Here is a 14421-nt window from a genome sequence, read left to right as displayed (position 1 = left end):
AAACCTTAGTTAAAGAAGCGCGGCCAGGGTTTCATACCCTGACCGCGCTAATCTCATCCCCAATTGTGACGCCGTGGGTTAGTGCCCGCCGGCGGCAGCAACACTGCGTGGTTCGGTCGGCATTTCCCGAGGCGGGCGGCCGATCACGTCGCGCAGGTCTTCCAGTTCAATGAAGTTGTCTGCCTGGCGGCGCAGCTCGTCCGAGATCATCGGCGGCTGGCTGCGGATGGTCGACACGACCGAAACCCGTACGCCCTGACGTTGCAGGCTGGCAATCAGCGGGCGGAAATCCCCATCGCCCGAGAACAGCACAATATGATCCACGCGTGGCGCCAGTTCCATGGCATCGACGGTGAGTTCGATATCCATGTTACCCTTTACCTTCCGACGCCCCATGCTGTCGGTGTATTCCTTGGCCGGTTTGGTCACCATGGTGAAGCCATTGTAGTGCAGCCAGTCAACCAGTGGTCGGATCGGAGAGTACTCGTCATTCTCCAGCAGCGCTGTGTAGTAGAAAGCACGCAGAAGCTTACCGCGGCGCATGAATTCCTGCCGCAGAAGCTTGTAGTCGATGTCGAAGCCAAGTGCTTTTGCGGCGGCATAAAGATTCGAGCCGTCGATGAACAGCGCTAGCCGTTCGTCTTTATAAAACATAAATAGGTCCTTCCGGTATAATCCAGCCCGCTGCGCGTTTAAGAGTGAGTGGTGTAAAATTAAGCGTGCTGGTGTGCCTATAATTAGGGCTTTTAATGCGCATCGCAAGTATGCATTTGGCCGAATATGGGGGTATTAATGGGCAAAACCACGTCAAATGCAGTTGTTGCGATGGGCGCAAATCTCAATCTGAGCGGACTAGGGCCCAAGGTGACACTTCGCAACGCAATAATAGCGCTTGCGGACCGTGGTGTGGTGATTCGCGCCGAAAGCCGGTTTTTTGCAACCCCCTGTTTCCCTCCGGGTGCAGGCCCCGACTACGTCAATGCCGCCCTTCTGATCGAGACTGACCTTACACCTGCGCAGCTGCTGGAGGTTCTGCATGAGGTCGAGCATGAGTTCGGTCGTGAGCGGGTGCAGCGCTGGGGGATGCGGACGCTGGATCTGGATCTGGTGTGCTACGATGATCAGTTATTGCCCGATCCCGCCACCTTCGATCGCTGGCTGAGCCTGCCCGCGGATGCACAGCGTCAAGAGGCGCCAGAGCAGCTGATTTTGCCCCATCCCCGCCTGCAGGACCGGGCGTTTGTGCTTGTCCCCATGGCCGACGTGGCCCCGGATTGGCGCCATCCGGTTCTAGGCCAGACCGTCCAACAAATGCTCGAGGCACTGCCAGCTGAAGATATAGCAGCGGTCACACCTTTGTAGATTGGTGGATTTGCGCTATTTCCTGCTTGTCAAGGCGTTCAATCGGTCTTAGATACAACGCTTCCTGATATGGACTCAGCAACGGAGTAGCGTTCCATGGCCCGCGTGACGGTTGAAGACTGCGTAGACAAGGTTCCCAACCGGTTTGAACTGGTGATGCTTGCCGCCCATCGTGCGCGTGAGATTTCCGCCGGTGGACCAATCACTGTGGACCGTGATAACGACAAGAACCCCGTTGTCTCGCTGCGTGAAATCGCCGACGAAACCCAGAGCGCGGACGAACTGCGCGAGCGTCTGATCGAGGCCAACCAGACCCAGATCGAGGTTGATGAGCCGGAAGAAGATCAGATGGCTCTGCTGATGGGCGCCGAATCGGACAAACCTGCCGAAGATGACATGTCGGAAGAAAAACTCCTGCGTGCTCTGATGGAGGCTCAAGGGCAGGGGTAAGCCCTCAAAACGAAGGTGCGGACCGGATGATTTCTGCTGACGACCTGATTGCGCTGGTCCGCAATTATAACCCAAAGACAAACGCTGAACGCATCGCAAAGGCCTATGAATTCGGCCAGCAGATGCACGAAGGGCAGTTCCGTCATTCCGGCGAGCCCTATTTTACCCATCCCGTTGCCGTTGCCGCCATCCTGACCGAACAGCGTCTGGATGATGCGACCATTATCACGGCGCTGTTGCATGACACGATCGAAGACACCAAAGCCAGCTATGGCAAAGTGGCCGAGCTATTTGGGGATGAGGTCGCCAAACTGGTCGATGGCGTCACCAAACTGACTAACCTGCAACTCTCAAGCCGTGAAACCAAACAGGCTGAGAATTTCCGCAAGCTGTTCATGGCCATGTCCAAGGACCTGCGAGTGATCTTGGTCAAGCTGGCCGACCGGCTGCACAACATGCGCACCATCAAGGCGATGCGCCCCGAAAAGCAGATCGTCAAAGCACGCGAGACGATGGATATCTACGCGCCGCTTGCGGGCCGGATGGGCATGCAGTGGATGCGCGAGGAGCTCGAGGACCTCGCCTTCCGAGTGCTGAACCCCGAAGGACGCCAGTCGATCATCCGCCGCTTCATAACCCTGCAGCGTGAAACCGGAGACGTGATCCACCGGATCACCGGCGACATGCGTCATGAGTTGGAGAAAGCGGGCATCGAGGCAGAAGTCTTTGGCCGCGCCAAGAAACCCTACTCGATCTGGCGCAAAATGCAGGAAAAGGATCAGGGCTTCTCGCGCCTGTCCGATATCTACGGGTTTCGCATCATCACCGAAACCGAGGAAGACTGCTACCGCACCCTTGGCGCGATCCACCAGCGCTGGCGCGCGGTGCCCGGCAGATTCAAGGACTATATCTCTCAGCCGAAATCGAACGGCTACCGCTCGATCCACACCACTGTTTCGGGTCGTGACGGCAAACGGGTCGAAGTTCAGATCCGTACCCGCCAGATGCATGACGTGGCCGAAACCGGTGTGGCCGCGCATTGGTCTTATCGCGACGGTGTCCGGACCGAGAACCCATTTGCGGTCGACCCGGCCAAGTGGATTTCGAACCTGACCGAGCAATTCGACAATGAGGAAGATCACGAAGATTTCCTCGAAGCCGTCAAGCTTGAGATGTACTCGGACCAAGTGTTCTGCTTCACGCCGAAAGGCGATGTCGTAAAACTCCCACGCGGGGCGACGCCGATTGATTTTGCCTACGCCATCCACACCCGTATTGGGCACGCATGTGTCGGGGCAAAGGTCGACGCGATCCGCGTGCCGCTCTGGACCCGGCTGAAGAACGGGCAGTCGGTCGATATCATCACCGCTGATGGCCAGACCCCACAGGTCACCTGGCTTGAGATTGCGGTAACCGGAAAGGCTCGGACTGCGATCCGCCGTGCCCTGCGCGAGGTTGACCGTGAGCGGTTCATCAAACTTGGCAAAGAGCTTGCGCGTTCCGGTTTTGAACATGTGGGTCGCAAATCCACAGACAAGGCGCTGGACACAGCTGCCAAGCACCTGCGTTTGAAAGACCGGCATGAGTTGCTCGCGCGGCTGGGAAGTGCCGAACTGACAGCCCATGATGTCGTCAGCGCCGTCTATCCGGAACTGACACAGGACGACGGCGATGCGATCCCGCTGCGGCGCGCTGTGATTGGCCTTGAGCCGGGACAGAAATTCGATCGCGCCCCCTGCTGTCAGCCCCTTCCGGGCGAGCGGATTGTCGGCATCACGCATCGGGGTAAGGGCGTCGAGGTTCACGCAATCGACTGCAACCGCCTTGGCGCATATGAGAATGAGCCCGAGCGGTGGGTCGATCTTCACTGGCATTCCGGCACCCACCCGGCGGTCTATGGCGCGACACTTGACCTCACCATCGGCAACGATGCGGGCGTACTGGGGCGTATTTGCACATTGATCGGCGAGAAAAAGGCCAATATCTCGAACCTTGAGTTCGTCGACCGCAAACCGGACTTTTACCGACTGCTGATCAATGTCGAACTGCGAGACCTTGAACAATTGCATTCGCTGATGCTGATGCTCGAGGCAGAAAGTGATGTGGCCGCTGTCGAACGGTACCGAGAGCGTGAAAATGCCGCCCTGCCGGCTGGTTGAGATGAGGTGATCAGGAGTGGTTTTCAAGCGCCGAGATCGACGCTCTCCCATTCAGGCCGCATCTGAGTTTGTCTATCCACGTGGCGGATGGACCCGCGCCTTTCACTATGTCAAACATCGCGTTCGCCGTTTGCCAGACTCGCCCGAGCGGATCGCACGCGGTATCGGGGCAGGGGTGTTTGCAGCGTTTACACCCTTCTATGGCCTGCATTTTCTGGTCGCCGCCATCGGCGCGCGCCTGCTCAACGGCAATATCGTGGCCGCCCTCAGCGGCACGTTCTTCGGCAATCCGCTGACCTATGTTCCGATTGGCGTCATCTGCTTGCAGACAGGGCATTTCCTGTTGGGAACCGAATTCGAAAAAAGCGAAACCCGCGGCCTGATGGGGAAATTCGCGGATGCGATGGGCGATCTGAAGAACAACTTCCTCGCCATGTTTACCGACCGCGTCGCGGATTGGCACGGTTTGGGCTTATTCTACCGCGAAGTGTTCTACCCCTATATGATCGGCGGCATTCTTCCCGGTCTGCTGGCGGGGGTAATCTGCTTTTACCTAAGCCTGCCGCTGATCCGCACCTATCAACAGCGCCGCCGCGCGCGGATCAAAGCCAAATTCGACGAAATCAAACGTCTGGCCGAAACCGAGGCTGACACTTCGGTGGAAAAGGCACTAGCTTCAGCTCAAACCGTAAAAAAGGAATCGCGCGATGTCTGACACTTATCTGCGTCTTGGTGTGAATATCGACCACGTCGCCACCGTGCGCAATGCACGCGGCGGGGCTTACCCCGACCCGTTGCGTGCCGCCAAGCTGGCCGAAGAGGCCGGGGCCGATGGCATCACGGCGCATCTGCGCGAAGACCGTCGCCACATCTCGGACGCCGATATCGATGGGCTGATGGAGGTTCTCTCGGTACCTTTGAACTTTGAGATGGCAGCCACCGACGAAATGCAGAAGATCGCCCTGCGGCACAAACCTCATGCGGTCTGTATCGTGCCGGAAAAGCGCGAGGAACGCACCACCGAAGGTGGGCTGGAAGTCGCGCGCGAGGAAAACAAGTTGGCCCACTTCATTGCTCCGCTGCGCGATGTCGGTTGTCGCGTGTCGATCTTCATAGCCGCCGACCAACGCCAGATCGAGGCCGCCCATCGCATCGGCGCCGAGGTAATCGAGCTACACACAGGCGCCTATTGCGACGCCTTCGCTGAAGGCCGCATGGAAGACGCCGAGCGTGAGCTGGAAAGCCTGCGCCAGATGTCGACCTTTGCCCATTCGCTGGGCCTCGAAGTCCATGCGGGCCATGGGTTGACCTATGAGACTGTGAAACCCGTAGCGGCCTTCCCCGAAGTGCGCGAGTTGAACATCGGCCACTTCCTAATCGGCGAGTCGATCTTTCTGGGCCTCACCCCCGCCATTCAGGAAATGCGCCTCCTGATGGATGAGGCGCGGGCGTGATCACGCCTGCATTCATAGCGATCTGGTTCAGTTCCCTTAAGCGCCGAAGTCTCTTTTCTGCGAGAGTTTCTAAGTGTTTAGTGTTCAAAATGCGATCGGTTGAAGGAAAGAGGTCCTCCTTGTTCTGGCGAAATCGATTTAAGAGTAAACTTGAGCATCTTAAGCAATACTCACTTAACTCTCAGTTTTTTAGCTGGGGTGGAATCGCAGCACCTAGGCGATTTGAAGAAATTGCATCCTATCGGTTTGAGAACGGGCGCAAAATGAAGCGCACTCCTGATCAGGCAGTTGCAGAGACTATGGCGGATTTTTCAAAATGGTATTTTAGGGAATATGCAAAAAGAAAAGACTACCTATTGGAATTTGACCCTATTGTAGTTGAACGCCTTGAAAACGACTACATTCGCTGCCGCCAGATTCTCTTAGACTTGATCTGGAAAGCAAATCCGCGACTTACTATTGCGCAGTGTCAAGAATTGCTTCCCGATCAAATGATGGCTCCATCTCTTGTTTGGGCAATAAAATGATCCTCGGCGTTGGCACAGATCTCGCGAATATCGAGCGCATCCAGCGCGCGCTCGACCGTTTCGGCGATCGTTTCCGCAATCGTGTTTTCACCGAGACCGAGCAGCGCAAGGCCGAACGTCGCCGCGACACGGCAGGCACCTATGCTAAACGCTGGGCCGCGAAAGAGGCTTGTTCCAAGGCGCTGGGCACCGGTCTGCGCATGGGTATCGCCTGGAAGGACATGGCGGTCAGCAACCTGCACACGGGCCAGCCCGTGATGCATGTAACCGGCTGGGCTGCCGACCGGCTGCGCCAGATGACGCCGGATGGTTACGAGGCGATCATCCATGTCACCCTGACCGATGACCACCCCTGGGCGCAGGCCTTTGTGGTGATCGAGGCGCGCCCGCTCCAAGAACCCGGTACGCAGCCTTGACTCGCCCCCGCATGGCCCGCATGTAGCACCCAACACACCAAGGAGCAGAGAGCAGTATGGCCGAGGACGTCAAAACCGGAAATCCCATCTGGGAGACGATCAAAACCATCGTCTACGCCCTGTTGATCGCAGGCGTTTTCCGCACCCTGTTTTTCCAGCCCTTCTGGATCCCCTCCGGCTCGATGAAGCAGACCCTGCTGATCGGCGATTTCCTGTTCGTCAACAAGATGGCCTACGGCTACTCCTACGCCTCCTGCCCCAGTCTGATCATCCCCAGCGTCGGTCTGAATATCGACGCCGAGGATATCTGCGGCTGGCTTCCGGGTGACGACAATACCCGCATCTGGGGCGGAGAGCCCGAACGCGGCGATGTGATCGTCTTCCGCCACCCTGTGACAGGGCGTGACTACATCAAGCGCCTCATCGGTCTGCCGGGCGACCGCGTTCAGGTTCGCCAAGGGCAGATCATCCTGAACGGCACGCCCGTCCCGCAACAAGCCGATGGCGTGTTCACTGAAGTGGCGGCTCCGCAAGGTCCGCAACGCCTGCGTCCGCGCTGCTCCAACGGTCCGGTCGGCATCGGTGGCGTCTGTGAGAAAGAGCGCTTTGTCGAAACCCTGCCCAATGGCGTGTCCTATGACGTGCTGAGTATCGGCAATCAGGGGTCCGACAATACCGGCATCTACACGGTACCCGAAGGCCACTATTTCTTCATGGGTGACAACCGCGATAACTCTGCCGACAGTCGCCTGCCGCAATCTGCTGGCGGTGTAGGCTATGTTCCTTACGAAAATCTGATCGGTCGTGCCGACCGGATCATGTTCTCGTCGGCCGGCCGGTCTATGCTGTTCTTCTGGACATGGCGCAGCGACCGCTTCTTTAAGGCGGTCAATTGAAGGTATCGGCCGACATAAAGGCATTTCAACACCGCTTGGGGTACGAATTCTCTAACCCCGAGCTGTTGGTGCGGGCACTAACCCACGGTTCGGTTTCGTCAGCCACTCGGCCCGATAACCAACGGCTCGAATTCCTGGGCGACCGCGTTCTGGGCCTTGTAATGGCAACGGCCTTGCTCGAGGCGGACAAGAAAGCCTCCGAAGGCCAGCTGGCCCCCCGTTTCAACGCCTTGGTGCGTAAAGAGGCCTGCGCTGATGTCGCCCGCCAGATTGATCTGGGTGCCGTGCTCAAACTCGGTCGGTCCGAGATGCTGTCCGGGGGGCGCCGCAAACAGGCGCTTCTGGGCGACGCCATGGAGGCAGTGATTGCCGCCGTCTACCGCGACGCCGGGTTCGAAGCCGCTCGCGATGTCATCCTCGCCCTTTGGGGGGATCGCATCCACACCGTCGAATCCGACGCTCGCGACGCCAAGACTTCACTACAGGAATGGGCGCAGGCCCGCGGCCAGAAACCCCCCAGCTATATTGAAGTCAAGCGTAGCGGCCCCGACCACGCCCCGGTCTTCACCATCGCCGCCCGCCTACAGGACGGGACCGAGGCACAGGCCACCGCCGGATCAAAGCGCCAGGCCGAACAGGCGGCGGCAAAAGCCCTTCTGGACTCGCTGCCGAAGTAGCCCCCGTTCATCTTCCAAAACCCGATCCGCTCTTCATCTGGCCAAAAATATCCCGGGGGTGAGGCCGGATGAAATCTGGACGAGGGGGCTGGCCCCCTACCGGTCGGATTGGCGCGGCCAACCCGATGCCTAAATCACTTTGATATACCCGGTCAAACCGGTTTTCTGATGCTCGATCACATGACAATGAAAGGCCCAGTCGCCGGGATTGTCTGCGACCAAAGCGATTTCGACCACCTCATCTTTCAGCAGCAGTATTGTATCGGTCAGCAAAGGCGGCAGCTTACGTAGGTTCGACTTTAGCGGCGAGAACACAAGCCCATGCAAATGGATCGGGTGCAGGTTCGGCGATTCGTTTCGCAGCCGTAGAACATAGCTTTTCCCCATCTCCAAAACGGCCAGAGGGCCAACGCTCTCGGCGGCATCGCCCGCCCAAGGGGTCCGGTTGATCGACCAGAAATTATACCCCAGAGAGCCACAGAACCCGTTATTCGGTTCTCCATCTTCGGGCGTCCAGCCAAAGACAAACTCATGTAGCTCGGCCGTGGCGAGATCAGGCCGTGCAACCGGGTTCGGAGGTAGTGGTTTCAACTCCTGCAAATCCCGCGCAACATCCGCGCCTACGGCCCGAAGACGTGCCATCGGGTGATGCGGTTGACCCGGCAGTTTTGCGACCAGATCCACAATCTCCCCCTCACCTGAGGGCATCGCCACCGCGAAATCCACCCGTTGGCCCGGTCCGACCAGCAGAGGGTCCTCGGCGCTAGGCAGGGGAACCTCGACATCAACCGGATGCCCGTCCCATGCGATGATCCGAGCCCCGGCGCCCTTGAGATGCAGCCGATAGATCCGGGTCGTATCCGTGTTCACCACCCGCAGTCGTACCAACCCGCCAGAGATGTAGTCATAGACAGGTGTATCCAGCCAGTTTGCGGTTTGTAGATTGCCGAATGTCCCGGCCCGTGCCGCGCTGGGTGTAGGCGGGCAGGAACTGGTCCTCGTCATCCAGACGAAAATCACGCAGGTTGACGATCTGTTCGCTGTTAAAACCGGGGTCTTCGGCCTCGGCAATGACCATCACGCCGGTCAGGCCATGGGCCATCTGCTCCATCGTCATGCAATGGGGGTGGTACCAATAGGTTCCGGCATCGGGGGGCGTAAACTCATAGTCGAAGAGTTCATTCGGCCCCAATGGCATCTGGGTCAGATAGGGCACGCCGTCCATCGCGTTGGGAATGCGCAGCCCGTGCCAATGCATCGCGGTGTAGTCTAGTGTCGAGTTGCGTACTGGCAGGCGCATCGCCTCACCCTGACGACCCCGCAGTACCGGCGGCGGCGCATCAGAGGATAGGCTGACCATCCCGGTCGTCACCTGATCGCGCAATGTAAAACTGGCCGATTGGATGACCAGTTCAGGCGCGGCCGAGGCTAGACCGAATCCTCCTAGTCCGATTGCCCCTGCGGCGGCGCTGCTTCCCAAAAGGAACTCGCGTCGTTTCATGATTTGCCTCTTTGATGAAATCCTCGCCTGGCTGTCATCGGCGTGGCGTATGGCTACAGTTTCACTGCGCACAACGGATCGCAATGCGACAAAACCCTCTGGCCCGCGCGGGCATTCTGCTATAGGGGTGCGCACTTGCAAACAGGATCGCTACACACATGACCACACGCGCCGGATTTATCGCCCTGATCGGAGAGCCCAACGCAGGCAAATCCACCCTTTTGAACCGCATGGTCGGGGCCAAGGTCTCGATCGTGACGCATAAGGTGCAGACCACCCGCGCCCGCATCCGCGGGGTGGCGATGGAGGGCGACGCGCAACTGGTCTTTGTCGACACGCCCGGCCTGTTCAAACCGCGCCGCCGTCTGGACCGTGCCATGGTTGCCGCAGCGTGGGGTGGGGCGGCTGATGCGGATGTGGTTGTCCTGATGATCGAGGCCCATCGCGGCATCACCGAAGGCGTCGAGCGGATCCTCGAAGGTCTCGAAGAGATCGGGCAGGGCCGCACTATCGCGCTGGCCATCAACAAGATCGACAAGGTGCCGTCCGAGAAGTTGCTGGCGCTGACCAGCGACTTGAACGCTCGCTTCCCTTTTGCTGAGACCTTCATGATCTCGGCTGAGAAAGGCCACGGCGTCGACGACCTGCGTAAATGGCTGGCGGGAGAGCTGCCCGAAGGCCCTTGGCTTTATCCCGAAGACCAGATCGCTGATCTGCCCCTGCGCATGATCGCCGCCGAGATGACGCGCGAAAAGTTGACCCTGCGCTTGCATGAAGAACTGCCCTATCAGCTAACCGTCGAGACGGAGAACTGGGAAGAGCGCAAAGACGGCTCGGCCCGGATTGATCAGATCATCTATGTCATGCGCGACGGCCACAAAGGCATCGTGCTGGGTAAAAAGGGCGAGACGATCAAGGCCGTCAGCCAGGCCGCGCGGGCGGAGCTTGAAGAGTTTCTGGATCGTAAGATTCATCTGTTCCTGCAGGTCAAAGTCCGGCCCAACTGGTTGGAGGAATCCGAGCGTTACTCGGAAATGGGTCTGGATTTCAAAGACGGCAACGCATGACCCGTCTGACCGCAGACTTCTGGGTCCATGCCTATCTGGCACGGCTGCGGTTTCAGGAAATCCCGGCCTTTGTGGTGGCGCATGGCGATGACACGGCGGGTGCGGTTCTGGTCAAGCTCAACACGCTTGATGGGCACGCGGTGGCCTTCCAACGCAGCTTTGACCTGATGAGCGGCGCGCGCAAATGGGTAGAACTCTCAAGCGGCGCCGAACGCGATGTGGACGAGGCTATACAGCGCCAGCGCAGCTTTGACCCTGATCTCTGGGTGATTGAGGTCGAAGACCGGCAGGGACGGCATTTGCTGGATGAAGAGGGGCTGGAATAGCCCCACTTACAGGGACTTGGACAGGCGGCTCAAACCGTCTAGTTTGAAGGGTAGATCGGCAAAGGCCGATCGTTGAGAAAACCGCAAAAAGGTCAGGTGTTGGCGTGGCTGAAACACTCGCTGAGAAACTTGAAAAATCGAACCTCGGTCATTGGATGCAGCGCTTCGAAGGCTTCATGGTCTTCATTGGTGTCGTCGGCCCCTTTGCCACGCTGCCGCAGCTGATCAAGCTGTACTTCACCCACTCGCAACACGCCACCGGCCAGTCGCTTTTGTCCTGGTCGCTTTATGCTGCGCTGTCCTTCCTGTGGTTTGCCTATGGGTTGGTGGTCGGAAAGCTGCCGATTTATGTGGGCAACGGGATCTCGATGATCCTCAACATGTTGATGGTGCTTGGTATCCTGATGCACGCGGGCCTAACGTTCTGAGTGGGCATTAGCCTAGCAACAGCGGCTCCAGCGACACCCGTAGTGATACGGCGGCGAAGAACAGAACACTACCTGCCAGAACGAAAACATGCCAGATCGTGTTGTGATAGGGCATCCAGTCGGACAGGTAGAAGATGACGCCTGCGGTGTAGACTACCCCTCCGGCAATCATCAGGGCCAGAACTGAGGGTGGCAGCTCGTCCAGCAAGGCATGCCCGCTCCAGACGGCAGCCCAGCCCATTCCCAGATATAAGACCAGCCCGATCCAGCGAAAGCGATGCGGGTCCACCATTTTCAGCACCGACCCCAGCGTGGCCGAGGACCAAAGGCCGATCATCAGCCCCGGGGCTTGCGCTCCGGACAGCAGCAGGAAAGGCGTGTAGGTGCCTGCGATCTTCACATAGATGCCCGAGTGATCCAGCCTGCGAAGAACTTCGGACCATCGATCGCTAACGACCATGTTGTAGAGCGCAGAAAAGCTGAGCATCAGGATCAGCGTCATTCCGTAGATCGACGCGCCCATGACCGCGTCCGGGTCGGCGCGATAGTACATCGTCATGACAATCAGAATGGGAACCGCGATGAGGGCTAGAAACAGGCCCAGAACATGTACAACTCCGTCACTGATGCGCTCGGCCCGGCTGTAGGCTGGCCGGATATGTGCAAAAGATCGCATGGTAAAAGGGTAGGGCTGCTGTCGCGTTTGGGCAAGTCTGCCGGGCTGAACTTATCGTGTGGGTGTCACAGCTGGCGGCGCTGGCGGGTGTTTTTCATCCCCTCTTCATCAAACCGCAATGCTCAGGTCGGATCTTCGCCGGGCTTTGGGTCTTTGTACCGGTTGAGGTCCAGAATGCCCGCCTGGATTGGGTTATCCTTCAAAAAACGGGTGTGGATCTGATCGCTGATGGCCCAGAAATCTTCGCTTGTCCGACGCACGCCGAAATCGGCAACCAGCTGCATCCAGTCCCCTTGCGTCGCGACCGCTTTCACAGCCTGAACAAAATCGGGCAATTGAGCCTCAGGCAGTTTGAAGAAGAAGTTTGGGTAGCTCCCGATCATCTCAGGCAAAATGGTCAGAACGTCTTTTTCGGGTTCTCGCCGGGCGGATTCGTCAAACAGGAAGGCTATGTTGGTATGGGCCTTGTCGTGGATCAGGGTGAAAACCTCGGCCTTGTCGTCGCTTGTCTCGACCACCAGCAAGGAAAGGTCAGGCAGGAACTTGACCCACGGCCCGGTCTTGCTAGCCAGCGAAGTCAGGGCATTCTGCGCGCAATCCTCACCATCGCATCGGTTGATAGGGTCGGAGAGCAGCCATAAACCATTGCCGCGGGCCAGAAGCTGCAGAAGAAGCTCCTGCTTCGGGGCGTTTGTTTCGAACGTGATCCCCGCGGGCATCGTGTCGTCGATGCGGCGGGTGTGCCAGAAGGTGTGCAACCTGGCCAGAGCGCCCCGATACCAGTTTTGGTGCATCCCCGGCCGCAGATTGCGCGGCATGAAGGTCAGGAAGTTGTCCTCACTCTCCATGCGCAATTCGTCCATGTAGACACGGGTCGCCAGTTGATGTTCGACACGCCCGAACACGTCATATCCAGCCACCAGATTATAGTAGATCCGTTCAAACACAGGATAGTCGATGACCCAGGCGGTTTCCGGAATATCGCCGTGAAATCCTGTCAGGGCCGAGGCATTGTCGAAGTGCCGAAACACGGTGATCAAGGCGTTCGGGTTGGTGCCCTCGCCATCCCAGATCGCGTCATAGCCCCAGCCAGTTTGATGCGCGGGACTTTTGCGATAGCGGGTATCGCGGAACTCAAGGTACTGGGCCTGGTTCTGGTGCGAGAACATGTGCAGGTCGGCCAAGTTTCGATTCACCTGCGAGACGGGTAGCTCAAGAAGCGCAGCGCCCTCGGCCAGGAAACTTGGGTCGGTGATCGAGAGGTCGGCGTCGGGGTCAAGGAAACTGACCCAGAACCGGTCCTCGATCACGTCAACGGCAGTCTCTCCGTGACAGACGGGGCCGCGGATGAAGCTACGGACAAAGAACAGCGCGTCGTCCAACAGGAATTGATAGCGGCTACGCGAGGGGATCGCCGCGAAGGTCGAGAACGGGTCACCGCCTTCGGCATCGCCATAGGAGGGCAGATCGGTCAGCGCCCAGTTGGGCTGTAGGAACAGCGCCTGAAACCGCGCCATGCGATCAGGGCTCAAAGTATAGACCAGATGTTCCTTGTGGATGATGGTCTCATCGATCTGTTGCAGGCGGTAGAAGAACGGGTCCGCGCCGGGATCATCAAACGGGCGGCGGGTGGCGATGATGTCGATCTCTTCTCCCTGGGGCGTTGTGGACCGGACCATTTGAAAGAATCGTCGTGGGTCATCGCCTTTGAAATGTAGGCGGGCCAGAAACAGATGTTCGAACAGATATCGGTTCATCAATTGAGCGCGCGGGTCGGGGGCGTTCAAGAACGCCTCCCACGCAGTGACCTGTTCTTGGATATCGTCCGGCAATGGCGTGACCGCCTCAGGCAAGGCTGCTCCGCTCTGCACCCAGTCCATCATCAGCGCATGCTCTGAGGCTACCAGCGGAGCGGTCCCATAGGGCATTCCGGCCATGGGATGATTTTCGCGGAAGGTGTCGAACTCCTGATCGGTTGGGCAGACCAAGGGGCGGTCAAGCGCCAGCCCCAAGGTGTCCGGCAGAGGCGCGTTGGGGGGCAGAGGGTTCTCGGCGCCCAGGGCCAGATAGCGCTCCAGCAGGCTGGTTTCGCCTTGTGCCTGCGGAAGAACCGGATGGAACCCTAAATCCCGCCACCCCTCAACCTTTGTTGCATCCTGTCCCAAACGGGTGGGCTGGGCATCTTCCAGGCGCTGCGAATGGTAGACCGCCAACTTGTTGCCGCCGCGTAGCAGCCCCTCGGGTGAGGTCAGTTTGACCTGACAGGGCGCATCGTAGCAGCCGTGGCAAACCACGCATCGCTTGTCGAGAACCGGCTTCACCTGCGACCAGTCTGCCTGAGCGAAGACGGAAAGGGGTGCAATGATCCATGCGATCAGCGTCACCCAGAATTTGGCTGGCCGTGGCGTCCTCTGTCCCATTGCTCCACTCTTGGCCCTCCTATCTGGTTTGTCGAGTCCCCCATCCCGCTTGCGCCCGCCGC

17 protein-coding genes are annotated in these 14421 nt (G+C 58.7%); 12 read left to right on the top strand and 5 right to left on the bottom strand.

The features are described 5' to 3' along the window. Positions 1-78: 78 nt before the first annotated feature. A complete protein-coding gene (locus tag ACR0C3_RS21730; RefSeq protein ID WP_039541714.1) occupies positions 79-654 on the bottom strand; it encodes a LabA-like NYN domain-containing protein in 576 nt (191 codons plus the stop codon). A 138-nt stretch (positions 655-792) separates the two neighbouring features. Here ACR0C3_RS21730 and folK point away from each other — a divergent pair, with 138 nt between their 5' ends. The 9 genes from folK (at position 793) to rnc (ending at position 7941) form a co-directional block, all read left to right on the top strand. Next, positions 793-1362: a 2-amino-4-hydroxy-6-hydroxymethyldihydropteridine diphosphokinase gene (gene folK, locus ACR0C3_RS21725; protein ID WP_170722602.1), complete on the top strand. Its 570-nt coding sequence runs from the start codon at positions 793-795 to the stop codon at positions 1360-1362. Positions 1363-1458: 96 nt separating this feature from the next. After that, positions 1459-1812: a DNA-directed RNA polymerase subunit omega gene (rpoZ, locus tag ACR0C3_RS21720; RefSeq protein ID WP_170380450.1), complete on the top strand. Its 354-nt coding sequence runs from the start codon at positions 1459-1461 to the stop codon at positions 1810-1812. Positions 1813-1838: 26 nt separating this feature from the next. After that, positions 1839-3971, top strand: a complete 2133-nt coding sequence (locus tag ACR0C3_RS21715; RefSeq protein WP_170556386.1) for a RelA/SpoT family protein — start codon at positions 1839-1841, stop codon at positions 3969-3971. 16 nt (positions 3972-3987) lie between these two features. Next, the gene (locus tag ACR0C3_RS21710; protein ID WP_170380448.1) at positions 3988-4686 is read left to right on the top strand and encodes a DUF2062 domain-containing protein; all 699 of its coding nucleotides are present in this window, start codon (positions 3988-3990) and stop codon (positions 4684-4686) included. Next, a complete protein-coding gene (locus ACR0C3_RS21705; RefSeq protein ID WP_480760496.1) occupies positions 4679-5425 on the top strand; it encodes a pyridoxine 5'-phosphate synthase in 747 nt (248 codons plus the stop codon). The genes ACR0C3_RS21710 and ACR0C3_RS21705 overlap by 8 nt, the downstream gene beginning before the upstream one ends. A 263-nt stretch (positions 5426-5688) precedes the next feature. Then, complete coding sequence (locus ACR0C3_RS21700) at positions 5689-5952, top strand: hypothetical protein (RefSeq protein WP_480760495.1); 264 nt, start codon at positions 5689-5691, stop codon at positions 5950-5952. After that, the gene (gene acpS / locus ACR0C3_RS21695) at positions 5949-6368 is read left to right on the top strand and encodes a holo-ACP synthase (RefSeq protein WP_480760494.1); all 420 of its coding nucleotides are present in this window, start codon (positions 5949-5951) and stop codon (positions 6366-6368) included. The genes ACR0C3_RS21700 and acpS overlap by 4 nt, the downstream gene beginning before the upstream one ends. A 56-nt stretch (positions 6369-6424) precedes the next feature. Then, positions 6425-7264 carry a signal peptidase I gene (gene lepB, locus ACR0C3_RS21690; RefSeq protein WP_170556391.1) on the top strand — a complete coding sequence of 280 codons (840 nt, stop codon included), beginning with the start codon at positions 6425-6427 and terminating at the stop codon, positions 7262-7264. Further along, positions 7261-7941 carry a ribonuclease III gene (rnc, locus tag ACR0C3_RS21685; RefSeq protein WP_480760492.1) on the top strand — a complete coding sequence of 227 codons (681 nt, stop codon included), beginning with the start codon at positions 7261-7263 and terminating at the stop codon, positions 7939-7941. Before lepB ends, rnc begins: the two co-directional genes overlap by 4 nt. 129 nt (positions 7942-8070) lie before the next feature. Here the strand turns inward: rnc and ACR0C3_RS21680 are convergent, their stop codons facing one another. Both ACR0C3_RS21680 and ACR0C3_RS21675 read right to left on the bottom strand, forming a co-directional pair. After that, positions 8071-8946 carry a multicopper oxidase domain-containing protein gene (locus ACR0C3_RS21680; RefSeq protein ID WP_480760490.1) on the bottom strand — a complete coding sequence of 292 codons (876 nt, stop codon included), beginning with the start codon at positions 8944-8946 and terminating at the stop codon, positions 8071-8073. Continuing rightward, positions 8846-9442, bottom strand: coding sequence for a multicopper oxidase domain-containing protein (locus ACR0C3_RS21675; RefSeq protein WP_480760488.1), 597 nt, complete (start codon positions 9440-9442; stop codon positions 8846-8848). The genes ACR0C3_RS21680 and ACR0C3_RS21675 overlap by 101 nt, the downstream gene beginning before the upstream one ends. A gap of 158 nt (positions 9443-9600) precedes the next feature. Between ACR0C3_RS21675 and era the strand changes: the two genes are divergently transcribed. From era to ACR0C3_RS21660, 3 genes are all read left to right on the top strand, one after another. Further along, positions 9601-10509 carry a GTPase Era gene (gene era, locus ACR0C3_RS21670; RefSeq protein WP_480760486.1) on the top strand — a complete coding sequence of 303 codons (909 nt, stop codon included), beginning with the start codon at positions 9601-9603 and terminating at the stop codon, positions 10507-10509. Continuing rightward, positions 10506-10835 carry a DUF1491 family protein gene (locus ACR0C3_RS21665; protein ID WP_480760484.1) on the top strand — a complete coding sequence of 110 codons (330 nt, stop codon included), beginning with the start codon at positions 10506-10508 and terminating at the stop codon, positions 10833-10835. Before era ends, ACR0C3_RS21665 begins: the two co-directional genes overlap by 4 nt. Positions 10836-10939: 104 nt before the next feature. Further along, complete coding sequence (locus ACR0C3_RS21660) at positions 10940-11263, top strand: SemiSWEET transporter (protein ID WP_170556396.1); 324 nt, start codon at positions 10940-10942, stop codon at positions 11261-11263. A 7-nt stretch (positions 11264-11270) separates the two neighbouring features. On the opposite strand, the gene trhA is transcribed toward ACR0C3_RS21660, so the two are convergent. Both trhA and ACR0C3_RS21650 read right to left on the bottom strand, forming a co-directional pair. Beyond that, positions 11271-11939, bottom strand: a complete 669-nt coding sequence (trhA, locus tag ACR0C3_RS21655; protein WP_170380438.1) for a PAQR family membrane homeostasis protein TrhA — start codon at positions 11937-11939, stop codon at positions 11271-11273. Between the two features lie 122 nt (positions 11940-12061). Beyond that, positions 12062-14359, bottom strand: a complete 2298-nt coding sequence (locus ACR0C3_RS21650; protein ID WP_480760483.1) for a fatty acid cis/trans isomerase — start codon at positions 14357-14359, stop codon at positions 12062-12064. Positions 14360-14421: the final 62 nt, after the last annotated feature.

The organism is Ruegeria sp. CK3, from assembly GCF_056536565.1.
This window is presented reverse-complemented; position numbering and strand designations above follow the sequence as displayed.